This window comes from Mycobacterium hippophais, assembly GCF_027529605.1.
In the GTDB taxonomy this organism is placed as follows: Bacteria; Actinomycetota; Actinomycetes; order Mycobacteriales; family Mycobacteriaceae; genus Mycobacterium; species Mycobacterium arseniciresistens.
In genome coordinates, this window is sequence record NZ_JAPZPY010000008.1 from 207,182 (window position 1) to 230,293 (window position 23,112).

The 23,112-nt window shown below is 68.8% G+C and carries 17 protein-coding genes; 8 read left to right on the forward strand and 9 right to left on the reverse strand.

What is annotated here, in order from left to right; all coding sequences use genetic code 11:
* Positions 1 to 4: 4 nt before the first annotated feature.
* Both O6P37_RS18320 and O6P37_RS18325 read right to left on the reverse strand, forming a co-directional pair.
* Positions 5 to 4,036: a bifunctional nitrate reductase/sulfite reductase flavoprotein subunit alpha gene (locus O6P37_RS18320; protein ID WP_269895410.1), complete on the reverse strand. Its 4,032-nt coding sequence runs from the start codon at positions 4,034 to 4,036 to the stop codon at positions 5 to 7.
* 110 nt (positions 4,037 to 4,146) lie between these two features.
* Positions 4,147 to 5,556, reverse strand: coding sequence for a nitrate/nitrite transporter (locus tag O6P37_RS18325; protein WP_269895411.1), 1,410 nt, complete (start codon positions 5,554 to 5,556; stop codon positions 4,147 to 4,149).
* A 162-nt stretch (positions 5,557 to 5,718) separates the two neighbouring features.
* On the opposite strand from O6P37_RS18325, the gene O6P37_RS18330 reads away from it, so the two are divergent.
* The 5 genes from O6P37_RS18330 to O6P37_RS18350 all read left to right on the forward strand — a co-directional run bounded on the left by O6P37_RS18330 (position 5,719) and on the right by O6P37_RS18350 (position 10,370).
* Positions 5,719 to 6,072, forward strand: a complete 354-nt coding sequence (locus tag O6P37_RS18330; RefSeq protein WP_269895412.1) for a molybdopterin oxidoreductase — start codon at positions 5,719 to 5,721, stop codon at positions 6,070 to 6,072.
* Entirely contained in the window at positions 6,072 to 8,549 is a 2,478-nt protein-coding gene (gene nirB / locus O6P37_RS18335) for a nitrite reductase large subunit NirB (protein WP_269895413.1), read from the forward strand. The genes O6P37_RS18330 and nirB overlap by 1 nt, the downstream gene beginning before the upstream one ends.
* Positions 8,546 to 8,848 carry a Rieske (2Fe-2S) protein gene (locus tag O6P37_RS18340; RefSeq protein ID WP_269895414.1) on the forward strand — a complete coding sequence of 101 codons (303 nt, stop codon included), beginning with the start codon at positions 8,546 to 8,548 and terminating at the stop codon, positions 8,846 to 8,848. The genes nirB and O6P37_RS18340 overlap by 4 nt, the downstream gene beginning before the upstream one ends.
* A 77-nt stretch (positions 8,849 to 8,925) precedes the next feature.
* Positions 8,926 to 9,561 (forward strand): NADPH-dependent F420 reductase, encoded by a 636-nt coding sequence (locus tag O6P37_RS18345; RefSeq protein ID WP_269895415.1) that lies wholly within the window; start codon positions 8,926 to 8,928, stop codon positions 9,559 to 9,561.
* Between the two features lie 119 nt (positions 9,562 to 9,680).
* Complete coding sequence (locus O6P37_RS18350; RefSeq protein WP_269895416.1) at positions 9,681 to 10,370, forward strand: sensor domain-containing protein; 690 nt, start codon at positions 9,681 to 9,683, stop codon at positions 10,368 to 10,370.
* 4 nt (positions 10,371 to 10,374) lie between these two features.
* On the opposite strand, the gene O6P37_RS18355 is transcribed toward O6P37_RS18350, so the two are convergent.
* From O6P37_RS18355 to O6P37_RS18370, 4 genes are read right to left on the reverse strand one after another with little or no spacing between them, the layout of a single operon-like run.
* The gene (locus tag O6P37_RS18355; RefSeq protein ID WP_269895417.1) at positions 10,375 to 10,767 is read right to left on the reverse strand and encodes a universal stress protein; all 393 of its coding nucleotides are present in this window, start codon (positions 10,765 to 10,767) and stop codon (positions 10,375 to 10,377) included.
* A gap of 28 nt (positions 10,768 to 10,795) precedes the next feature.
* Positions 10,796 to 12,337, reverse strand: a complete 1,542-nt coding sequence (locus O6P37_RS18360; RefSeq protein WP_264012488.1) for a tripartite tricarboxylate transporter permease — start codon at positions 12,335 to 12,337, stop codon at positions 10,796 to 10,798.
* Complete coding sequence (locus tag O6P37_RS18365) at positions 12,338 to 12,892, reverse strand: tripartite tricarboxylate transporter TctB family protein (RefSeq protein ID WP_408633199.1); 555 nt, start codon at positions 12,890 to 12,892, stop codon at positions 12,338 to 12,340.
* Positions 12,889 to 13,878 carry a Bug family tripartite tricarboxylate transporter substrate binding protein gene (locus O6P37_RS18370; RefSeq protein ID WP_264012489.1) on the reverse strand — a complete coding sequence of 330 codons (990 nt, stop codon included), beginning with the start codon at positions 13,876 to 13,878 and terminating at the stop codon, positions 12,889 to 12,891. Before O6P37_RS18370 ends, O6P37_RS18365 begins: the two co-directional genes overlap by 4 nt.
* Before the next feature lie 55 nt (positions 13,879 to 13,933).
* On the opposite strand from O6P37_RS18370, the gene O6P37_RS18375 reads away from it, so the two are divergent.
* Positions 13,934 to 15,598, forward strand: a complete 1,665-nt coding sequence (locus O6P37_RS18375) for a sensor histidine kinase (protein WP_269895418.1) — start codon at positions 13,934 to 13,936, stop codon at positions 15,596 to 15,598.
* Positions 15,591 to 16,253 carry a response regulator gene (locus O6P37_RS18380; protein ID WP_264012491.1) on the forward strand — a complete coding sequence of 221 codons (663 nt, stop codon included), beginning with the start codon at positions 15,591 to 15,593 and terminating at the stop codon, positions 16,251 to 16,253. Before O6P37_RS18375 ends, O6P37_RS18380 begins: the two co-directional genes overlap by 8 nt.
* On the opposite strand, the gene O6P37_RS28570 is transcribed toward O6P37_RS18380, so the two are convergent.
* The 3 genes from O6P37_RS28570 to O6P37_RS18390 form a co-directional block, all read right to left on the reverse strand.
* Positions 16,147 to 16,464: an Ig-like domain-containing protein gene (locus O6P37_RS28570; RefSeq protein WP_408633200.1), complete on the reverse strand. Its 318-nt coding sequence runs from the start codon at positions 16,462 to 16,464 to the stop codon at positions 16,147 to 16,149. The two genes, O6P37_RS18380 and O6P37_RS28570, sit on opposite strands and share 107 nt — an antisense overlap.
* Positions 16,431 to 18,245: an Ig-like domain-containing protein gene (locus O6P37_RS18385; protein WP_269895419.1), complete on the reverse strand. Its 1,815-nt coding sequence runs from the start codon at positions 18,243 to 18,245 to the stop codon at positions 16,431 to 16,433. Before O6P37_RS18385 ends, O6P37_RS28570 begins: the two co-directional genes overlap by 34 nt.
* A gap of 814 nt (positions 18,246 to 19,059) precedes the next feature.
* Positions 19,060 to 20,721, reverse strand: a complete 1,662-nt coding sequence (locus O6P37_RS18390; RefSeq protein WP_269895420.1) for an HNH endonuclease signature motif containing protein — start codon at positions 20,719 to 20,721, stop codon at positions 19,060 to 19,062.
* 198 nt (positions 20,722 to 20,919) lie between these two features.
* On the opposite strand from O6P37_RS18390, the gene helR reads away from it, so the two are divergent.
* The gene (helR, locus tag O6P37_RS18395; protein WP_269895421.1) at positions 20,920 to 23,112 is read left to right on the forward strand and encodes an RNA polymerase recycling motor ATPase HelR; all 2,193 of its coding nucleotides are present in this window, start codon (positions 20,920 to 20,922) and stop codon (positions 23,110 to 23,112) included.

The following is a 23,112-nucleotide window of genomic DNA, read 5'->3' on the forward strand; positions in this document are numbered from 1 at the left end:
ACTCTCAATACACGTCGCGCACGTAGCGTTTCGACGCCACCAGCTCACGTTTGTAGTCGTGGGCCTGTTCGTTCGTCATGGCGCCGTGCTTGCGGATGATCGCGGTCAGCGCGTTGTCGACGTCGCGCGCCATCCGGGTGGCGTCGCCGCAGACGTAGAAGTGCGCGCCGTCCTGCAGCCGCCGCCACACCTCGGCGCCGCGCTCGAGCATCCGGTGCTGGACGTACACCCGGTCCTTCTGGTCCCGGGAGAACGCCAGGTCCAACTCCAGGAAGCCGTCGCTGACCATGTGCTCGAGGTCGTCGCGGTAGTAGAAGTCGGTCTCGCGGTGCTGGTCGCCGAAGAACAGCCAGTTGCGCCCGGTGTGTCCGAGTGCGCGGCGCTCCTGCAGGAATCCGCGGAACGGTGCGATCCCGGTGCCGGGGCCGACCATGATCATCGGCGTGCCCGCGTCCTCCGGCGGGCGGAAGTGCGGTGAGCGCTGCAGGAACACCGGCACCGGCGCCTCCGCGGCCCGATCGGCGAGGAATGTCGAGCACACGCCGCCGCGGCGGCCGCCGTCGGTGCCGTGGTAGCGCACCACGGACACCGTCAGCTGCACCTCGTTCGGGCTGACCAACGGGCTCGACGAGATGGAGTAGTTGCGCGGCGTCAGCCGGACCAGCACCTCCTGCCACTGCGCCGGGTCGGCGTGCACCGCGAACTCGCGGACGATGTCCAGCCCGTCGCGGGTGGCGAGCCACTTGTCGAGCTTGTCCTTCGGCGCCCGCAGCGGCCGCGCGTCACGGCTGTTCTCGGCGACGAACCGCAGCAGGTTCGGCGTGACCTTGCGGATGTCGTAACAGGTGGCCAGCGCGTCGCGCAGGGGCTGTTCGGCGCCGTCCACCTCGACCACCTGCTCCCCGCGCAGGCCGGTGGCCGACAGCCACCCGTCGACCACCGCGGGATCGTTGCGGGCGAACACCCCGAGCGAATCTCCGACGCCGTAGCCGACACCGAACTGCGAGATGTCGAATCCGAACAGCCGCACCTCTTTCGCCGAGGAAGGGCCGCTGAGCACGACGTTGCGGCTCAGCGGTGCCTGCACCGGCTTGGCGCGGGTGAACGGCTCGGCGACGGTGGCCGGCCGGGTGATCGTCGTGGTGCCGCCGCGGGCCGTGCCGGCCGGTGTGGGTTCAGCACCGAGCAGGGCGACGACGTCGTCGGTCCAGTCCTGCATCGGTTCCTCGTCGTACGCTTCGCATTCCGCGCGGCTGCGCAGCCTGGTGGCGCCGAGCGCGGCCAACCGGTCGTCCAGCGAGCGGGCATGCCCGCAGAAGTCGTCGTACGCCCGGTCCCCGATCCCGAGCACGGCGAAGCGGACACCGTCGAGGGCGGGCGCCTGCGCCGACTCCAGGCGGCTCCAGAAGTCCGCGCCGTTGTCCGGCGGGCCGCCGTCGCCGAAGGTGCTGGTGACCACCAGCACGTCGCGGGCCGTCGTGAGATCGGTCACCGCCACGTCGTCCATGTTGCGTAGCTGCGCAGCAACGAGTTTCGCGGCGACCCGGCCCGCCACCTCCTCGGCGTTTCCGGTCTGCGACGCCCACAGCACCAGCGGTCCTCCCCCGGCGGGTGCGGCCTCGGCTGCGGCGGGCGCGGCACCGACCCGGGAGTAGCGCCCGGCCAGCACACCGTCGATCCACAGCCGCACGTCGGCGCGCACCGGGGCGTGCGCGGGCAGCACCGGAACTCCGCTGGGGTGATCACCCAGCGCACCGAGAAATGCAGCGAGGTAGAGCTTCTCGTCGTCGGTCAGGGTCGGCTTGCGGGTTCGCCCGATGCCCAGTTCGGCGACCAGCGGGTGGCCGGCCGGGATGCCCACCGGTTTCACCGGGCGCATGCTGATCGCGCACACCTTGAACTCCGGTTGCAGCGACTCCGGGTCGACGGCGTCGTTGGTCAGAGCGTTGATGGTCAGGTACTCGCCGTGTTCGTCGTTCCAGTGGAACGGCACGAAGCAGCTGCCGGGTCGCACCCGGTCGGTCACCACCGCGGGCAGCACGGCACGGCCGCGCCGCGAGGCGAGTTCCACCGACGTCCCGTCGGTGATCTCGAGGGCCACCGCGTCCACGGGATGGATCTCGACGAACGGACCACTGTTGAGTTTGTTGAGCTTGTCCACCCTGCCGGTCTTGGTCATGGTGTGCCACTGGTGCTGCAGCCGACCGGTGTTCAGCACGATCGGGTAGTCGGTGTCGGGCAGTTCGTCGGCGTCGACGTGCGGTCGTGGGAAGAACACCGCCCGGCGGGACGGCGTCGCGAACGCCAGCCGGGGCGTGGCGCCGTCCTCGTCGACGAGGAGGTGCTGGCTGACACCGTCGTTGAGGTAGCGGATCGGGTGCCGGTCGGTGTCGCCGCCGGGCAACCCCTGCGGCGGCACCGGCCACTGCAACGGTGTTCGGCGGAGCCGGTCGTAGCTGACGCCGCGCAGGTCGTAGCCCGTCCGCAGATTGGTGAATCCGGTGATCTCGTCGATGATCTCGGCGCTGCTGCGGTAGTCGAAGTGCTCGCCGAAGCCGAGCTGGGCGGCGATGTCGCAGATCAGCTGCCAGTCCGGGCGGGCCTGTCCGGCCGGCGGGATCGACTGCTGCAGCAGCGTCATCGTGCGGTCAGAGTTGATCATCACCGCGTCCGATTCGGCCCACAGCGTGGCGGGCAGCACGATGTCGGCGTAGCGGTTGGTCGCGTTGTCCCGGTAGGTGTCCTGGGTGATCACCAGTTCGGCGGCCTCGAGTCCCGCGATCGTGGTCTTCCGGTTCGGCATGGTGGCCACCGGATTGGTGCAGATGATCCAGCACGCCTTGATCTCGCCGGCGGCGAGCCGTTCGAACATGTCGACCGCACCCGGCCCGAACTCGCTGCGGATGGTGTCCGGCGGCAGACCCCACTTCTGTTCGACGAACGCCCGGTCGTCGTCGGATACCACCGATCGCTGCCCGGGCAGGCCTGGGCCCATGTAGCCCATTTCACGCCCGCCCATGGCGTTGGGCTGACCGGTCAGCGACATCGGCCCGGTGCCGGGGCGGCAGATCGCGCCGGTCGCCAGGTGCAGGTTGCAGATCGCGTTGGTGTTCCAGGTGCCGTGGGTGCTCTGGTTCATCCCCACCGCCCAGCAGGTCATCCAGTCGCCGGCCTCGGCGATCATCGCGGCGGCCAACCGGAGGTCCGATTCGCCGATCCCGGTGATCTCCGACACCCGCGCGGGCGGATAGTCCGCCAGGAACGGGCGCATCTGCTCCCAGCCCTCGGTGTGCTCGGCGATGAACTGCTCGTCGATGTCGCCGCTCTCCACCAGCAGGTGCAGCAGTCCGTTGAGCAGCGCGAGGTCGGTGCCCGGCTTGATCTGCAGGAACAGATCCGCCTTCTCGGCGGTGGTGGTGCGCCGGGGATCGACGACGATCAGCTTGGCGCCCGCCTTGAGCCGGTCGGCCATGCGCAGGTAGAGGATCGGGTGACAGTCGGCCATGTTGGACCCGATGACGAAGAACAGGTTCGTCAGGTCGAAGTCGGTGTACGACCCGGGTGGGCCGTCGGAGCCGAGGGACTGCTTGTAGCCGGTGCCCGCGCTGGCCATGCAGAGCCGCGAGTTCGACTCCATGTACTTGGTTCGCAGGAAGCCCTTGGCGAGTTTGGTTGCCAGATACTGCGATTCGAGTGACATCTGCCCGGAGACGTACAGTGCGACCGCGTCCGGTCCGTACTTGTCGACGATGGCCCGCAACCGCCGGCCGGCTTCGGCGATCGCGTCGTCCACGGGCACCGGCACCGGTTCGTCGTCGCGGCCCGGCCGCAGCAGCCCCGACTTCAGCCGCCCCTCGTCGGCCCGCATCATCTCGGCGTGGGTGGCGCCCTTGGTGCACAACCGGCCCGCGTTGGTCGGGTGCAGCTTGTCCCCCGACACGCGGGCGATCACCGGGTGGTCGGCGTCACCGTCGGTCTGCACCTCGATGCCGCAGCCGACGCCGCAGTACGAGCATGCCGTCCTGGTCACCGCCATGACCCCAATGGTGTGCGGGTCCTGTTCCGGTTCGTTTCCGGTGACGTTATCGGGAGGAAAACTGGTGCTCACCGCCGTCACACGGCCTCGGTGAGCCGCATCTGCGCTGGTCAGCCCGTCGATGCCGGGGCGGGAACGCGGCCAATGTGTTCTCCGCCACCCGCCTTGGCCGTCTGCATCCGTAAATAGACGACCCAGGTCACGACCGCGCAGACCACGTAGAAGCCCATGAACACCCAGAACGCGTTGGTGGCCGACTTCGCGTCGCCGACGTAAGACGCGCGCAGCACGATGTTGATGAACACACCGCCGAGGGCGCCGACGGCTCCGGCGAATCCGATCAGCGCACCGGACATGCTGCGCGACCAGGCCGCCTTCTCCGCCGGGCTCCACTCGTCGTGGCCCTGGGCCTTCGCCTCGAAGATCGACGGGATCATCTTGTACGTCGAGCCGTTGCCGATCCCGGACAGGATGAACAGCATGATGAAGCCGGCCACGTAGAACGCCATCTGCCCGCCGGTCGGCGCGCCGGCCGTCCCGTCGTCGATCATGCCGGTGGTCACCAGGATCCCGGCGGCGAACGTCATCGCGACGAAGGTGTACAGCGTGATCCGTCCGCCGCCGATCCGGTCGGCGAGCTTGCCGCCGAACGGCCGCGAGATGGAGCCGAGAAGCGGCCCGATGAACGAGATCTGCGCGGCGTGCAGTGAGGCCTGCGCCGCGGTGTCGCCGCCGGCGAGGTAGTTGATCTGCAGCACCTGCCCGAAGGCGAACGAGAATCCGATGAACGATCCGAACGTGCCGATGTAGAGGAAGCTCATCACCCAGGAGTGCTGGTAGCGCAGCGCTTCGGCGAGCGCGCCGAGGTTGGACCGCTGGTTGCCGAGGTTGTCCATGAACAGCGCGGCGCCGACCGCGGCCGCGGCGATCAGCACGAGGTAGGTGGCACAGACGATTTCGGGAGCGGTGTTGCCGACGGTGGCGATCACGAGCAGTCCGACCAACTGGATCACGGGGACGCCGATGTTGCCGCCGCCGGCGTTCAGGCCCAGCGCCCAGCCCTTGAGCCGCTGCGGGTAGAAGGCGTTGATGTTGGTCATCGACGAGGCGAAGTTGCCGCCGCCGAAGCCCGCGAACGCGGCCACCACCATGAACGTCGTGTAGGACGTGCCCGGGTTCTTCATCACGTACCACGTCATGAGCGTCGGGATCAGCAGGAGCAGCGCACTGACGATCGTCCAGTTACGGCCGCCGAACCGGGCGGGCGCGATGGTGTACGGGATGCGCATGAAGGCGCCGATCAGGGTCGGCATCGCCACCAGGTAGAACTTGCCCGCCGGGTCGATGCCGTAGACGTCCTGCGGCATGAACAGCACCATCACCGACCAGATCGACCAGATCGAGAACCCGACGTGCTCGGCGAAGATCGACCAGATCAGGTTGCGCTTGGCGATCTTGTTCCCGCCCGAGTTCCACGCCTCGACGTCCTCGGCGTCCCAGTGTGCGATGTCGCGGCTCATGCCATCTGTCTACTGCCGGGCCGTTCCGCGGCCGTTGCCCCCCGATGTCGGCTGTGTCAACTCGCGCTCACACCCTCGCTGCGGGGCTGCTGTGCACAACGAGATCCACGGTCGACTCCGCGACGAAACCACCACGAAACAATCGCCGCCTAGTCATGGAGCATGAGCGACGGCAGCATTCCCCGATTCCTGCAGGGCGCCTTCGAGTTCGAGGGCAACGGCCTCACCAAGCCCGCGCCGATCGACGAAGCCCTGCGATACACGGTGCCCGCCGGGTCGGTGACCCAGCCGGTGTACTTCCGCGGCGGCAACTCCTGCGACGAGATGGTCACCGTGGTGCTGATGCGCGACGGTGCGCCGATGCGGTACTTCCCCATCGCCGCCAAGGGCGCCACCCATGTCGCGCTGCGGGTGGTCGAGGACCTGCTCGGCGACACCGTGCTCGAACTGTTCGTCGCCGCGCCTGCGGGCTGCTCGGGCACCGTCGTCGTCGACCTCGGACTGGTGGAGGTCTGATGCGCAGGCTGGTGGTGGTCGGCAACGGCATGGCGGGCGTGCGCGCCATCGAGGAGATCCTCGCCAGGGGTGGCGGCAAGATGTTCGACATCACCGTCTTCGGCGACGAACCGTACGGCAACTACAACCGGATCCTGCTGTCGAACGTGCTGGCGGGCAGCCAGGACGTCGAGGCCGACGCCGGGGAGATCTACCTCAACGCGCTGGACTGGTACGCCGACAACGGCATCGAACTCCGGGCCGGGGTGCGGGTGGTCCGCATCGACCGGTTCGCCCGCCTGGTGTACGCCGACGACGGCACCGTGCTGCACTACGACGATCTGGTGCTCGCCACCGGCAGCCGGTCGTTCTTCCCACCCATGACGGGTCTGTGGGCCGACGACACGACGCTGACCGACGGGGTGTTCGGCTTCCGCACCCTCGACGACTGCATGGGCATGATCGACGAGGCGCAGCACCGCACCAGGGCCGTGGTGATCGGCGGTGGCCTGCTGGGTCTCGAGGCCGCTCGCGGGCTGCAGAACCGTGGTCTGGCAGTGGATGTCGTGCATGCGGGTCCGGTGCTGATGAACGCGCAACTCGACGTCACGGCGGGCGCCATCCTTCGGCGGTCGGTGGAGGCGCTCGGCATCACCGTGCACACCGAGAAGCGCACCACCGAGGTGCTCACCGACGACTCCGGCAGATTGTCCGGGATCGTGTTCTCCGACGGGTCGACCATCGACTGCGACATGCTGGTGATCGCGGCGGGCATCCGGCCCAATGTCGGCCTGGCGCAACGGGCCGGGTTGACCGTCGAACGCGCGATCGTGGTCGACGATCACATGCGCTCGGTCGACGACGCGCACATCTACGTGGTCGGCGAGTGCGCCCAGCACCGCGGCCAGGTGTACGGGCTGGTGGCTCCGCTGTGGGAGCAGGCCGGGGTGCTCGCCGACCAGCTGACCGGGTCGAACCCGGCTGCGGCGTACCACGGGTCGCGCACCGCGACCAAGCTCAAGGTGGCCGGCGTGGACGTGGCGTCGATGGGCCTCAAGGCGCCGGAGCGGCCCGACGACGAATTCGTCCAGTACTCCGAGCCCCGGCACGGGGTCTACAAGACGATCGTCATCCGGGACGGGAAGCTGGTGGGCGCCACCCTTCTCGGTGACGTCAGCAAGGTGTCGTTCCTCACCCAGGCCTTCGACAGCGGGTTGCCGCTCCCCGACGAGCGGGTGTCGCTGATGTTCGACATCGGCACCCCCGACGTCGCGGTGGGCGTCGCCGAGCTCGCCGACGACGCCCAGATCTGCAACTGCAACGGGGTCAGCAAGGGCGCGCTGGTCGGCTGTGTCCGCGGCGGCGAGACGTCGGTGTCGGGCGTGATGGCGAAGACGAAGGCGGGCAAGGGCTGCGGCTCGTGCAAGGAGCTGGTGGGCCAGGTCGTCGAATGGGCGGCAGGCGGCGCGGTCAGCGAGGACCCGTCGGCGTCGTGGTACGTGCCCGGGGTGCCCTACGACAAGCCGACGCTGATGCGCCACATCCGCGAGCTCAGACTGCATTCGGTGTCCTCGGTGTTCGCCGCGCTGGCGCCCGACGGGCGCGAGGACGCGGGGTCCAAGATGGCCCTGGCCTCGCTGCTGGAGACGATGTGGGCCGACGAGTACGTCGACGAGCGCGACGCCCGGTTCATCAACGACCGGGTGCATGCCAACATCCAGCGCGACGGCACGTTCTCGGTGGTGCCGCAGATGAAGGGCGGCGTGACCGACGTCGCGCAGCTGCGCACGATCGCCGACGTCGCGGAGAAGTACGCAATTCCGATGATCAAGCTGACCGGTGGCCAGCGCATCGACCTGCTCGGGATACGCAAGGAGGATCTGCCCGCGGTGTGGGCCGACCTCGACATGCCGTCGGGCTACGCGTACGGCAAGAGCTTCCGGACCGTGAAAACGTGTGTGGGCAGCGACTTCTGCCGTTTCGGGCTGGGTGACTCGACGGCACTCGGCATCGCGATCGAGGAGCGCTACCAGGGCCTGGCGAGCCCCGCGAAGATGAAACTGGCCGTCACCGGATGCCCGCGCAACTGCGCCGAGGCGCTGTGCAAGGACCTCGGCGTGGTGGCCGTGGACGGCGGCCGGTGGGAGATCTACGTCGGCGGGGCGGCGGGTGCGCACATCCGCAAGGGCGACCTGCTCGCGACCGTCGACGACCCGCAGACGGTGATCACGCTGACCGGACGCTTCCTGCAGTACTACCGGGAGAACGCGAACTGGCTGGAGCGCACCTACGCGTTCGTGCCGAGGGTGGGCATCGAGCACCTGCGGGCGGTGGTGGTGGACGACAGCGAGGGCATCGCGGCGGGACTGGACCAGAGGATGCAGAAGTCGGTGGACGCTTACCGCGACCCGTGGCGGGACGGACAGGACCCGGTGACCGAAGGACAGTTCCGGCCGTCCCTGCCATTGCTGCCGCTTCCCCTGGTGCCGGTGCGATGAGCGTCGACATCGGCTCACTGGACGAGGTACCGGTCGGCGAGGGACGCACGTACTCGGTGCGCGGCGAGCAGATCGCGGTGTTCCGGCTGCGCGACGGCACGCTGCGGGCGATCGACGCGGTGTGCCCGCACCGCGGCGGACCGCTGGCCGACGGACTCGCCGACGACCGCGTCGTGGTCTGCCCGCTGCACGGGCACACCTTCGATCTCTGCGACGGGCGCGAGGCCGCCGGCGCCGACATGTCGGTGCGCAGCTTCCCCGTCGAGGCCGTCGACGGAACCATCCGCATCACGCTCTGATCCCCGCGGGAATACCCGGCCGGCCGGCACAGTTCGGTGACATATCACGCAATCCGGCCAGGCTGAAGGAGCACGTCATGCGTTACGCGATCATCGGAGCAGGGAACATCGGCACGGCCGTCGCGGGGCATTTCGCCCGTACCGGCACCGACGTCGGACTGGCCGCCTCACGCGGCATCGAGGCGGTCCGCGGCGTCGCGGACGCGATCGGACCGAACGTCATCCCGTCCGAGGTGTCCGACGCACTGGCGGCCGACGTCGTCATCCTCGCCGTCCCGTTCGAGGCGGTGCAGGGACTGGTCGGCTCGGTGCCGGATTGGCAGGACCGCATCATCGTCGACGCCACCAACGCCATCGACTACCGCGACTTCTCCCCCGCCGACCTCGGCGGGCGGGCGTCGTCCGACATCGTCGAGGAGTGGGCCACCGGCGCCAGGGTGGTCAAGGCCTTCGGCCACACCTGGGCCAAGGTGCTGGCGCGCGAACCCGGCGACGGGCACGGCGGCCGCCGCGTGCTGTTCGTGTCCGGCAATCACCCGGAGGCGAACGCCACTGTGGCCGAGCTGATCTCCGACCTCGGATTCGAGGCGCTCGATCTGGGCCGCAACGACGGCGGCGGACTGCTGCAGCAGTTCGGCGGGCCGTTGACCACCAAGAGCTTCATCTCGCAGGCCATCGGGGGCGCGGGGCCGGCCGAGATGGATCTCGTGTAGTCCGGCTCGCAGGCGGCGGAGACGGTACACGATTTCGTTACCAGGTTTGCGGTGCATCGTGACCATGGCTCGCGGTCGACATCGCTACGTTGCCGCCCGCCCTGCCTCACCATGCATACATGCGTCATTCGAAGGTATGCACGGTGCTCTTGGGCATCTGCCTGCTCGTCGCCGGATGCACCACGACGAGCAATGCCACGTCCGCCGCGCCGACGAGCACCCGTTTCGCCATTCCGCGTCCCCTCGTCGAACGTGAGCTGGCGGGACTGCTTCTCACACCGCAGGAGGCGGCCGCCGCAATGGGATCGCCCGGCATGATGGTCACCGAATCTCAGACCGCGATGTCCGACAACAGCGCGATCATGGCACCCGCGGAGTGTCTCGCCATTGACGGCGCCGCGGAGGCGCTGGTGTACGCGGGCAGCGGCTTCCAGGCCATGCGCGATCAGAGCCTCAACAACGGTGACGATTTCACCCACTACTTCAAGCAGGCAGTGGTGCAGTTCCCCTATCTCGAGAAGGCCGCCGCCTTCTTCGAGACCTCGGTCGGCCAGTGGCCGAACTGCCACCATTACGTGCACACCCAGAGCGGATCACGCTGGGATGTCGGGGAACTCAGGACCGACGACGAGATCCTGAGCACCAACGTCGTTCAGCAGGAAGCCGCCGCACCGGGGTGGGGGTGCGGCCGGGCGCTCGCCCTGCGCAACAACATCATCATCGACGTCAACACGTGCAGCGCCGACCCCGCCGACTCGGCGGTGAGGATCGCCGACCTCATCGGAGACAAGGTCCTGGCACAGTGGTGACGGCTCAGCCTTCCGCGGGCTTGACCGCCAGCACCGGCTTGGGGCACTCCAGCAGGACACGCTGCGCCACACTGCCCATCAGCAGCTTGCCCACCGGGTTGCGGTGCCGGAGCCCGATGACGAGCAGTTCGGCCTCGTCGCGGTCCATCGCGCGGACCAGTTCCTCGGCGGCGTCCACACCGACGGGCTGGCTGAGCTCGAACGGCACCCCGCATTCGGTGAGCCTGGCCTCGACGTCGTGCACCTCGTGCTCCTGGGCGAAGCGCTTGTCGACGTAGGACTCGCCGGAGGTGGCGTTGATCACCAGTAGGCCGGTGTCTCGGCGCTTGGCCTCGGTGATGCCGTGTTCGAGTGCGGCGCGGCCGAACTCGTCGGCCGAATATCCAACCACGATCATCGATTCTCCTCCCGCAAGCGGTCGTCGGTCATGACTGTGCCGCCTTCGCCTTCTGGTCCGCGTCGTCCTCGACGATCAACAGAGACTCCTCACTGCGGTGCATCAACTTCAGGATCAGCGGCATGACGAGCAGGATCGCCATCAGGATGTAGGTGATGATCGCCACCGGCTCGGTGAACAGGCTGGACCAGTCCCCGCCGCCGAGCTGAAGGCTCTGACGGAGTTGACGTTCCACGCGCGGCCCGAGGATCACCCCGATGATCAGCGGCAGCACGGGCAGGCCGAAGCGCCGCATCATCAGGCCGAGCAGGCCGAACACCAGCAGCAGCGCCAGGTCGAGCGGCTGCACGTTCACCGCGAGCGCACCGAGCGTCGCGAAGAACAGGATGCCGGCGTACAGGTAGGGCCGGGGTGTGCGCAGCAGCTTCGCCCACAGCGGCGCCAGCGGCAGGTTGATCAGCAGCAGCAGCAGGTTGCCGATGAAGAGGCTGGCGATCAGCGTCCAGATCAGCAACGGCTCCTTGTCGAAGAGCGTCGGGCCGGGCTGGATCCCGTACGACACGAAGGCGGTCAGCATGACGGCCGCGGTGGCGTTGGTGGGCAGGCCGAGCGACAGCATCGGCACCAGCGTGCCCGCGGCCGAGGCGTTGTTGGCGGCCTCGGGTCCGGCGACACCTTCGATGGCGCCCTTGCCGAACTCCTCCTTGTGATTCGAGAGCCGCTTCTCGGTGATGTAGGACAGGAACGTCGGCAGCTCGGCGCCGCCGGCGGGCAGTGCGCCGAACGGGAATCCGTACGCGGTGCCGCGCAGCCACGGCTTCCACGACCGCCGGAAGTCGTCACGTCCCATCCAGGGACGGCCCACCGGGATCACCTCGGCGGGGCGGCGCCGGAGGTGTGCGGCGACCCATAGCGCCTCGCCGACCGCGAAGATGGCCACCGCGATGACGACGATGTCGATGCCGTCGGAGAGCTGCGGCAGCCCGAACGTCGCGCGCGGCTGGCCGGTGAGGAAGTCGATGCCGACCACGCCGATCCCGAGACCCAGGAACAGCGAGATGGCGCCGCGCAGTTTGGAGGCGCCGAGCACCGCGGTGACCGCGACGAGCGCGAAGATCATGATGGCCAGATAGGACGGCGCCCCGAGCGACACCGCGAACCGCGAGATCGGCGGTGCGAAGGTCGCCAGCAGGGCGGTGCCGATCGCGCCCGCGACGAACGACCCGATGGCCGCGGTCGCCAGAGCCTGTGCGGCGCGCCCCGCCTTGGCCATCTTGTTGCCCTCGATCGCGGTGATCACCGAGGACGATTCGCCCGGGGTGTTCAACAGGATCGAGGTGGTGGAACCGCCGTACATGCCGCCGTAGAAGATGCCGGCGAACATGATGAACGCCGCGCTGGGGCTGACGTTGTAGGTGACGGGAAGCAGCAGCGCGACCGTCATCGCGGGCCCGATGCCGGGCAGCACGCCCACCGCGGTGCCCAGCAGCACGCCGATGACCGCGTACAGCAGGTTCATCGGGGTCGCCGCCTCGGCGAATCCCTGGAGCAGCCAGTCGAAGTTGTTCATCTACAGGATCCCGTCCAGAATGCCTGCGGGCAGCGGGATCCCGAGCCCGGAATAGAATGCGTAGAAGCTCACCAGCGCGAGCACCACGCCGATGGCGAGATTGCGCACGTAGTGCCGGTTGCCCAGAATCGTTGCCGCACCGGCGAACAGCAGCGTGCTGGTGATCACCCAGCCGAGCGGTTCGACCAGCAGGATGACGGCGACGAACACGCCGACGAGCATCCCGACGGTGCGCCAGTCGCTTGGCGCGTCCGGGTCGACGTCCTCACCGGCATCGGCCTCACCGACCGATCCGCGCGGTATCGCCACCGCGAGGATGATGGCCAGCACGATCAGCACGATGCCGATGACCATCGGGAAGGCCTTGGGGCCGACCGGGTCCACCTTGGCGAATCCGGGTTCCAGCGACAGCGCGCCGTAGATGAGGAAGGCGCCCACCGCGACGAGCACCGCGCAGACGAGGTACTGCGCCTTGTCGATCCGCTTCTCGTCGAGGACCGGTTCCCGGTCCGGTGGTTCCTGGGCCGGCGGTTCCGGCCTCTCGGTGGTGGTCACAGCAGCCCCAGTTCGGTCAGGGTCGAGGAGACCCGGTTGTCCTGGTCCACGAGGAACTGCTCGAACGCAGGCCCGGTCACGAACGCGTCGGTCCAGCCGTTCTTCACCAGGGCGTCCTTCCAGCCCTGTGAGGCGTGCAACTCCTCGAGCACCTTGATCATCTTCTGTTTGGCATCGTCGGAAATGCCTGGCGGAGCAAGGACTCCGCGCCAGTTGGCGAAGGTCAAGTCGATGCCGGACTCCTTGAGTGTCGGTGCGTCGATGCCTTCGACGCGCTCGTCGCTCGACACCGCGAGCACCCGCAACTGGCCGGCCTCGATCTGATCGATGAGCTCACCCGGGCTCGACGTGCCCGCGGTGATCTTGTTGCCCAGCAGCGCCGTCAACAGGTCACCGCCGCCGTCGTAGGTGACGAAGTTGACCGACTTGGGGTCGACGCCGACGGCCTCGGCGGTTTCCATCGGGAACAGGTGATCCGGTCCGCCCGGCGAGGATCCGCCACCGATGGTGACCTTCGACGGGTCCTTCTTCCATGCCGCGACGAAGTCCTGGATCGTCTTGAACGGCGAATCGGCGGGCACGAAGATCGCGCCCGGGTCCTCGATCAGTTTGGCCAGCGCCGTCGCGTCGGACGCCTTGATCTTCGAGCCGTTGGTGTACGTGGCGCCGACGACACCGAGCCCCATGGTCATCATGAGGTCGTTGTTGCCCTTCTCGTTCATCAGCCGGGCCATCGCGACGGTGCCGCCGGCGCCGATCACGTTGAACACCTCGATGCGCCCGGTGATGTCGTCGTCCTCCATGATCTTCACCGCGGTGCGCGCGGTCAGGTCATAGCCGCCGCCGGGGCTGTTGGGGACCATCATCCGGAGCCGGTGGAACTCCTCGTTCCCGTCGCCACGCGTGACGCCACAGGCCGTCAGCACCAGGAGCGCGGTGAGCGCGAGGCCCAGCGCCCTCGGTAGTGCGGCCAGGATTCTCTGCACAGTCGTCCCCAATCGGCAGCGGTGTGATGCTCAGCAATACTGGACCCCGTCAGTGATGTGCGTCACTGATTCGAACGCAAAGGAAGATTTGGTCATTAAGAACACGGACCACTCGCGGTGGGCGCCGGTCATCCGGGCGCTGTCCGGGCGCAGCCTCGCCGGACAGTTCCTGGCGTTCCAGCTGCTGGTCGTCGCGGTGGTGCTGCTGGCGGTGGCCGGCTTCTCCGTAGCGGAGTCGACGCGGGAGTTCCGCGACGTGCGGGGGCAGCGGTTGATCGCCGTGGCCGAGAACGTGGCGTCGACACCGGTGGTGCGCGACCGCTACGACGATCCCGCGGCCGCACAGACCCTCGCGCCGGAGGTCGACCGTGCCGTCGCACTGTCGGGCGCCGGGCTGGCCGAGATCATCGACCCGGCCGGGGTGGTGCGGGCGTCATCTGACCCGTCCCGGGTGGGCCGCCAGACAGATCTCGGGCTGACCCGGGCCGACGAGGGACGGGCGTGGTTCGGAGACGGTGACATCGACGGCGTGCACAACCTCATCGGTCAGGTACCGCTGCTGTCCAGCAACGGTGAGGTGCTGGCGATCGCATCGGTGAGCGAGCCCTACCCGTCCGTGTGGGGTCTGGTGAGCGGAGCAGGCGAACGGCTGCTGTTCTACCTCGGGATCGGCGCGGCGTTGGGCATGCTCGCGTCGTGGCTGCTGTCGCGGCGCATCAAGCGGCACACCGGCGGCCTGGAGGTCGCCGAGATCGCCGGGCTGGCCGACCATCGGGAAGCGTTGCTGCACAGCATCCGTGAGGGCGTGGTGGCGGTCAACAACGAGGGCGGCATCACGCTGCTGAACGACAGTGCACAAGAACTGCTCGGCGTGGCGGGCACGGCGGTCGGTCGCCGCGTGGACGAGGTCGGACTGGATCCGGCGGTGGTGGAGTTCCTGCTCTCCGGCGAGGATCGCCGTGACGTGGTGATCGCCACCCGGACCCGGGTGCTGGCCCTGAACCGGCGCGCGACCACCAGTGCCGGCCGGCGGATCGGTACGGTGACCACGATGCGCGACAGCACCGAACTGGCCGCACTGCAGGCACAGCTGTCGTCGCACAAGAGCGTGACCGACACCTTGAGGGCCCAGACCCACGAGTTCGCCAACCAGTTGCACACCATCTCCGGCCTGGTGCAGCTCGGTGAATACGACGCCGTGCGCGACCTGGTCGGCGACCTCACCCGCAGGCGGGCCGAGATCAGCGACGCGGTGACCCGGCGCATCTCCGATCCCGCGGTGGCGGCGCTGCTGATCGCCAAGACCACGCTGGCCGCCGAGAGCGGGGTGGCGTTGCACATCGACCCGGAGTCGCACCTCGGCGCGCTCGACCCGGCGTTGGCCACCGACGTGATCACGTTGCTGGGCAACCTCATCGACAATGCGGTGGACGTGTCGGTGGGTTCGGGTGAGGCGCGGGTGGTGGTGGCGATCGCAGACTCCACCGGGTTGGAGGTGTCGGTGTCGGATTCGGGTCCCGGTGTGCCCGAACACCTCCGGGAGGCGATCTTCGCTCGCGGCGTGACGTCGAAATCGGATGTGCCCGGTGGTCGCGGCATCGGCCTGGCGCTGGTGCGGCTGGTGACCGCGCAGCACGGCGGCAGCGTCGAGGTGACCGATCGGCCGGGCGGCGGGGCGACGTTCGTCGCCAGACTGCCGGGGGTGCTGGCCCGTGCGTGACGTGCTGGTGGTCGACGACGACTTCATGGTGGCCGACATCCACCGCCGGTTCGTCGACCGGGTGGACGGATTCCGGGCCGTCGGCGTCGCACGCACGGGCGGCGAGGCGCTCGTCGCCGCACGCGACCTGAGACCGCACCTCATCCTGCTCGACGTGTACCTGCCCGACATGACGGGGCTGGAGGTGCTGCACCAGTTGCGCTCGGCAGGCGACCGGGTGGGCGTCATCATGATCACAGCCGCGCGCGAATTGGACACTGTAAGTGGCGCATTGGATGGCGGGGCCGCCGACTACCTGATAAAGCCGTTCGAGTTCGCGCAGCTGCGGGCCAAGCTCGAGGCGTTCGCCGCACGGGCCGATGCCCTCGAATCCGACCGCGGCGCCGACCAGTCGCTGATCGACGCGCTCTTCGGCAGGCCCGCGACCTCGGCCGAGGCACTGCCCAAGGGGCTGGGCGTCGAGACCGGCAGGCTGGTGCTCGACGCCGTCCGTGACGCCGGTGAGGTGTCGGCGGCCGAATGTGCCGAGCTGATCGGGATCTCGCGGGTCAGCGCGCGCCGGTACCTCGAGCACTACCTGAGCACCGGCGCACTCGAACTCCGGCTGCAGTACGGCGTCGGCAGACCGGAGCGCCGCTACCGCGCCCGTGGTTAGACGGCGGCACCGTGATCTCGAAAGTGTCCGTCAACCCGGGAGTCGTCGCGGCGGCACGGCGTCCGACCGCGGACGGCGTATACGTCCACGTACCGTTCGACGCCACTGACACCGTGCCGCAAGGGGTCGCGGTCGGCCTGGTGAATGTGAATGTGTCACCGGCAGGATGCGAGGCAGTCACCAGACCCAAAAAGGCGCCGATGCTCGCCACGGAGCACCGACAGTGGGCGCGCTCGCGACCGGGGCGGCGACACTCGGCGCGATCACGGTCGTGACGGTGACGGTCGTCAGACCGCCGTGTCCGTCGTCGGCGGTGACGGTGAACCTGTCGGTGTCGGTGATGAAGGTGGTGGCCCGCGCCCGCTCGCGCGCGGCGTCGGTCGGCGTGTAGACGAACGTGCCGTCCGTCGGGTTGATCGTCACCGAACCCGATGTCGGCTGCGTACTGACTCGATAGCCGACGGCGTCATTGTCGGCGTCGGTGGCCGTGACCTTGCCGGTGACCGTTCCGCCCACCGGATCGGGCTTGTTCGCGGTGGCCCGGATCGACGACGGCGCAGTATTTTTCGGCACCACGTCCACGGTCACCTGTTCGACGTCCACGCCGCCGTATGCGTCGGTGACGGTGATGGTGAAGGTGTCGGTCTTGGCGGCATCCGGTGCGCCGGTCTTCGCAGCGGCGTGACGGGCCGCGGCAGTGGGCGTGTAGGTCCACGCCCCCGTCGACGTCACTGTGACCGTGCCCTGGTCGGTGGTCGATCCGGTGTAGGTGACCCTGTCCTTCTCGGCGTCGACCGCTGTCACCCTGCCCGTGACGGTGCCGTTCCATGTGCTCGGAGCGTTCTTGGTGACGGTGGCGACGGGTGCCGTGTTGGGCAGCGTGTCCTTCAGCCGGAGGACGATGGCCTTGCCGTCATGGTCGCCGGTGATTCCGCCGTTGCCCATGTCCACGATCTCTACCTGTTCTGCGGCACCGCTCTCGATGAGCGACTGCGCGAGATCGTCGCGCGCCGAGTCGAACGACAGGTAGCCGTGCGTGGTGCCCTGGGTACTGAAGGCGCCGGTCCAGACGAACCCATCACCGCTCGCCGCGGGCGCCGGTCCGAACATCCGGCCGTGGACGTTGGGCGACCCGCCGTTGCCGTAGGCCTGCAGGAAGCCGCTGGGTTGCTGCCCGTACCTCTGGCCGTCGATCAGCCCCTGGTAGCCGGTGCTGTGCGGTGTCTCAGCCGGGTAGCCGGAGACCGCCAGCGCCCGGTTGAGCCTGCGGATCGACTCCTCGCGGCTGGCGGACGTCTCGTCGATGATGATCACGTTGACCGGCTCCAGCAGAGGCCTGCCGCCATCGGTCGCTCCGCCGTAGTTGGCGATCTGCCCATTGGATTTGAGCATCCAGGTGCCGATGTTCCCGTAGGCGGTCGGGACGTAGTCACCGGGCTTGGGTGTCACCACTGTGGTCGCGGCGGCTGCGGTGACGAGGCTTCGCGGTGCCACGGTGTTCGGCGCCACCGTCGATGCGTTCGTGAGCAGCGCGTTCTCGGTCTCGCGCCGCAGCATCTGCAGCACACCCAGCATCGCCAGATTCGGCGCTGCCGGTAGGTCGCCGGTGCGTGCGCCGGCAGGAGAGGTGAGGCCGACCGCAGCGAGCAGGTTCGACACCGCCGTGGTGACCTGCCGCGCCGGCGGCGCAACGGAGCGAGGTGTTGTGATTCCGCTTGTGAATGCGACCGATTCGGTGACGGCGCGTTGCACGGTCAGGCCTGCGGCAGAGACGGAGGCTGCACGACCGGAGGCCGGAGGCGCGTCGACGGGAGCTCTGCCGGCCCCCTCGACGGTGGCACTGTCCTGGACCACGTTGCGGACCCGGTCCGACAGCGTGCGGGTGTTCTGAGGCCGGGCGGGCGCACGGGTCCGTGAGTCGACCTTCGCGTCGTCTCGCCCGGAGGTCGGGGTGGAGCCGTCGAAGGGATCGGCCGGTCTGGAGATCTCCACGGGCACCAGAGCGCGAATTGCGGCGGAGAGTCGTTCGGAGAATGGCGCACGGTCCCCCGCTTCGGCAGCCTGCTCACTCTTCGTGGCCCCGTCGGCGCTGCCGGATCGGCTGGTTTTCATGTCGTCGGACCCAGCGGCCCGGCGTGCGGCGGCAGTACCGCGCCCACCATCGCTCTGCTGCAATCTCGGCAGCCTCGGAGAGCGGGGCTTGGTCAGCTTCACGCCGTCGGATGCCCGGCCCGCCTTGGCGCCGTCGGCGGACTCATCAGTTGAATTATGGTTAGCAGCAGCTTGTTTGGCGCCGCTGCTGCTTTGAGAATCGGTTCCGGTGGAATCGTCGGCACTCGCGACTCCGCCTCCGGCCACTGCGGCACCGATCCCCAACGCCACCGCGAGCGCACCGACACGACCTACGTAGTTCGCGGCCCCCGCCGCCTGCCCGGTGAAGATCGTCCGGTGAGTCGCGGCATTGACCGCGCTGTGCTGCCCCATGAAAAGTCCCCATATCCCCGCGGCGCACACAGGTCCCCGTCACGAGGTGCTCAGCCGCTTATCTGTGGCCGCATTCTATGCACGCAGATTCCTCACTAGCAACGACCGGCCCCGGTTGATTTCCTTTGCATGTAAGTGATCTTGGCGAAGGGTGGCGCCGTTTCACGCCATGGCCTTCATCGAGCCGAGATCCCCGCTCATCTGGTTGGCGTGGCATGGAGTCGATGGCAGCGCAGCGAAACGCCGCGAATTGGCCCGTATGACGCGATCGCGCCACCGAGCAAACTCGCTCCTCGACGGCCGCTACCGATTCCGCGGTTAGTCAGAACGGCGGCTCGTCGGGTAGTGGTGGTGGGCCGGGCGGGGGTCGCCAGTCCGGTGGCAGGACTTCGGATTCGTAGGGTTCGTTGACCCAGCGCATGAACGGGCCTTTGGTCGGTCGGCCGCCTTTGAACAACATGAGCATGGTGCGATGGCGGTTGCGGTCCTTGCGGGCCTCGACCTCGCGGCGGCGGGCCCGCTCCAGGGTGCGGTGAGCGTCGTTGAGCGGGCGCAGTGCGCGGTTCTTGGCGCGGCGCCGCTCGATGCGCGTCGCGCGTCTACGCAAGGGGTTACAACGCGCGGGTGACGGCGCCGCACAGGGGCGACCACCCAGGGCCGGGAAGAGTTCGACACCGCCGGGCACGGTGCGCAGTTGGCGTCCATCGGGGGTCGTCCACACCACCGTGCCGTCGGGCAACTGCAGGTCACGCCATCCCTGCACGAACGTCTTGGCTCGATGATGTTGACGGCACAGGCATTTGAGGTTCTCGGGTACCGTCCGACCGCCCGCCCGCGGGTCGACGTGGTTGAACGGGACGGTGTGGTCGATGTCGCAACGCTGCGCGGGCCGGTCACACCCGGGGAAACGACACGTCAGGTCCCGCATCCGCACGAAGCGTTCCACCGCCGCCGTCGGCTGATACCGCAACGCCTGCTCGGCGGTGACGACCGGCGGGTTGAGTGGCCGCAGCGTCGCCCCCTGAGCCAGTTGGCGCACCAGATCGGCGTCGATCACCCCGAAGCCCTCCAGATAGCCCGGCCGATTGCCGGTACCCACCACCGTGGACTGATCGGCGACCACATTGATCACGAACGTGGTGCCCGACAACGCGGGCGTTGGGGGTGGAGGCGCCGGGGGCGGCTGGAATGCCTCGACGTCACCGGTGTCAGCGGCGGTCTCGAGGCCACTGGAGTCGGCGGTGGGTGTCGCCGGGCGGGCCGCACACGCCTCACACCGGCACGACAGTGGCCGTCCCTGCGCCATCGCGGCCACCGCGTCCGCGCGGCGCTGAGCGAGGGTCCGCGGATCCTCCCGGCACACCCCGGTCGCGAGCTCGCCCAGCGTGCGGTCGAAGATCACCGCGGTCTCGGCGTTCACCACACCGTCGACCTTGGCCGTGCCGTCGCCCACCGCGATCACGTCCATATGCCGGCGGTCCTCCGCCCGCTCCCGCTCCTTGACCGCATCGCGGTCCAATGTGCGCACCGCGGCGTCTACCGCGTCGATCACCCGCTTGCGGGACCAGGACTGCCACCGCGACACCCGCTCGGCCAACTGCGAATCAAGGGCGGCGATGATCCTGCGATCACTGACCAGCTCACTGCGCGACAAGATGAGCTGCACCGTGCGCCAGTCGATGTCACCCCGAGCCAGCACCGCGGCTACCTTCGGCAGCCGGCTGTCCAACGCATCGGCCTGCGACACCAGCACACTGGCCGCCGCCGCCGACAGATTCATCGCCGCGGCCACCTCCGCACTCGTGCGCTGCAACCCGGTGACGATCATGTAGCCACAGTCCGGATCCTCGGCCTCGGCCTCCCAGGTGCGCCGGCCCAGCAGCTCCGCGATCGCCGCCAACCGCCGCCCCACCAGCCTCGACTCCTCCCGATAGGCATAGGTGATCACAGCGACCACCTCACCCGTCGACGCCGTATCGAACATGTGTTCGAGTGTACTGATACGGTCTGACAACCCGGGCTCGCGAGGCGACTACTGTGAGGGTCTCGACTGGGAGACAGAAGGCGGGACGAACGTCCCTGCCCTCTTCAGGATATCCGGCACCGGGGGGCTTGCCGCAAGGCCGGGGTCATGGCGCACACTCGCTGCTCCACGAGTTCGACGAAGGAGACAGCAGAGGTAGTGAGGGATCTGGCGTACGACGACGAACTGCAGGCCGAGCGCGACTATGTCGCCGACCTGTACGCCCGCCTTGACGCGGAACGCGACCGGGCCAAACGCCGCTACCAGGAGGCGCTGCGCAGTCCCATCGACAAGATGGACGGCGGGACGCTGGTGGCGCGCGACGCGGAGGTCCATGCGCTCGCCAAGCAGATGGCGCGCCTGGACGTGGCCGACCACGGCCTGTGCTTCGGCCGCCTGGACTCCCTGTCGGGCGAACGCTGCTACATCGGCCGCATCGGTCTCCTCGACGAGGACAACGGGTACGAGACCAAGCTGCTGGACTGGCGTGCCCCCGCGGCGCGGGCCTTCTACACGGCCACCGGTGCGCACCCGGAGGGCATGCGCCGCCGCAGGCAGTTCCACACCCGCGGGCGGCGGTTGCTCGACTTCACCGACGAGATCTTCGGCCAGATCGGTGAGGAACGCGGCGACGCCGCGCTGCTCGCCGCCGTCAACGCGCCGCGCGGCGAGGGCATGCGCGACATCGTCGCCACCATCCAGGCCGAGCAGGACGCGATCATCCGGCTCGACCATCCGGGGGTGACGGTGATCGAGGGCGGTCCCGGCACCGGCAAGACCGTCGTCGCGCTTCACCGGGTCGCCTACCTGCTCTACACCCAGCGCAAGCGCATGGAGCGCCACGGCATCCTCGTCGTCGGGCCGAGTCCGGCGTTCCTCGAGCACATCGGCCGTGTGCTGCCGTCCCTCGGCGAATCGGACGTGGTGTTCACGACCCCCGGCGATTTCGTGCCCGGCCTGCGGGTGACCGCGGAGGACACCCCGGACGTGGCCCGGCTCAAGGGTTCCCTGGGGATCCTCGACGTGCTGGCCGCGGCCGTCGCCGACCGGCAGCGTGTCCCCGGCGAACCGCTGACGATCGGACTCACCGACGTCACGGTGCGCATCGACGCCGAGACCGCCGAGTGGGCTCGGGAGGAAGCCCGTTCAACGGGTCTGCCGCACAACGAAGCCCGCACGAAATTCCGCGAGATCATCGAGTACGTGCTCACCGAACGGGCGATCGCCCGCATCGGCCGGGGGTGGCTCACCCGTGACGACCGCGGCGCGTGGGAAGAGATGCGGAAGGGCCTGCTCCGCGAGCTCAGGGACAACGCGCAGTTCATCGCCGCGCTCGACGCACTGTGGCCGCTGTTGACCCCTGAGGCACTGCTGAAATCGCTGTACGAATCCCCCGAGCGGCTGGAGGCGGCCGGCGCCGGCCAACTGCTCCGGCGCGCCGACGGCGGCGCCTGGACCGTCTCCGACGTGCCGCTGCTCGACGAACTGGTCGACCTGCTTGGCCGCGACCGGGCGGCCGATCAGGCCGTGGAGAAGGAGCGACAGGCCGAAGCGGACTATGCCGCAGGTGTTCTGGACATGATGCTCGCGCGCGAAGACATGATGGACGACGAGGACCACCTGCTCGCGAGCGACGTGATCGGCGCCGAGGACCTTGCGGAGCGCTTCGAACAGCGCGACATTCGAGACGTCGCCGAACGCGCCGCCGCCGACCGCGACTGGACCTACGGCCACGTCGTCGTCGACGAAGCGCAGGAACTGTCCGAGATGGACTGGCGGGTGCTGATGCGGCGATGCCCGGCCCGGTCGTTCACGGTGGTCGGCGACCTCGCCCAGCGTCGCTCGGCGGCAGGGGCGACATCGTGGGCGGAGATGCTCGATCCGCATGTGCCCGGCCGATGGGTGTACCGCTCGCTGTCGGTGAACTACCGCACGCCCGCCGAGATCATGGCCGTCGCCGCCGCGCTGCTCGCCGAGTTCGCACCGGGCGTGCGGCCACCGGATTCGGTGCGCGCCAACGGCTTCCGACCCTGGTCCCGTCGTGTCGGCGACGCCGACCTCGCCGAGGCCATCGGCGACTTCGAGCGGGACGAGGCCGCGCGCGAGGGCACCAGCGTGGTGATCGGCCCGCCCGGCGTGCCCGGCACGGTGCCGCCGTCGGAGACCAAGGGCCTCGAATTCGACGCCGTCCTCGTCGTGGCGCCGGAGCGGATCCTCGCCGAAGGCCCGCGCGGCGCGGCCGAACTCTACGTTGCGCTCACCCGCGCGACCCAACGACTCGGGGTGCTGCACGAGGGGCCGCTGCCACCGGCGCTCGCCGGACTCGCCGACGCGGACACCGAAGGCCGCTGA

Coding starts and splice junctions, on each gene's coding strand:
- O6P37_RS18320 (WP_269895410.1), bottom strand. CDS start 4,036: ATGGCGGTGACCAGGACGGCATGCTCGTACTGCGGCGTCGGCTGCGGC.
- O6P37_RS18325 (WP_269895411.1), bottom strand. CDS start 5,556: ATGAGCCGCGACATCGCACACTGGGACGCCGAGGACGTCGAGGCGTGG.
- O6P37_RS18330 (WP_269895412.1), top strand. CDS start 5,719: ATGAGCGACGGCAGCATTCCCCGATTCCTGCAGGGCGCCTTCGAGTTC.
- nirB (WP_269895413.1), top strand. CDS start 6,072: ATGCGCAGGCTGGTGGTGGTCGGCAACGGCATGGCGGGCGTGCGCGCC.
- O6P37_RS18340 (WP_269895414.1), top strand. CDS start 8,546: ATGAGCGTCGACATCGGCTCACTGGACGAGGTACCGGTCGGCGAGGGA.
- O6P37_RS18345 (WP_269895415.1), top strand. CDS start 8,926: ATGCGTTACGCGATCATCGGAGCAGGGAACATCGGCACGGCCGTCGCG.
- O6P37_RS18350 (WP_269895416.1), top strand. CDS start 9,681: ATGCGTCATTCGAAGGTATGCACGGTGCTCTTGGGCATCTGCCTGCTC.
- O6P37_RS18355 (WP_269895417.1), bottom strand. CDS start 10,767: ATGATCGTGGTTGGATATTCGGCCGACGAGTTCGGCCGCGCCGCACTC.
- O6P37_RS18360 (WP_264012488.1), bottom strand. CDS start 12,337: ATGAACAACTTCGACTGGCTGCTCCAGGGATTCGCCGAGGCGGCGACC.
- O6P37_RS18375 (WP_269895418.1), top strand. CDS start 13,934: ATGTGCGTCACTGATTCGAACGCAAAGGAAGATTTGGTCATTAAGAAC.
- O6P37_RS18390 (WP_269895420.1), bottom strand. CDS start 20,721: ATGTTCGATACGGCGTCGACGGGTGAGGTGGTCGCTGTGATCACCTAT.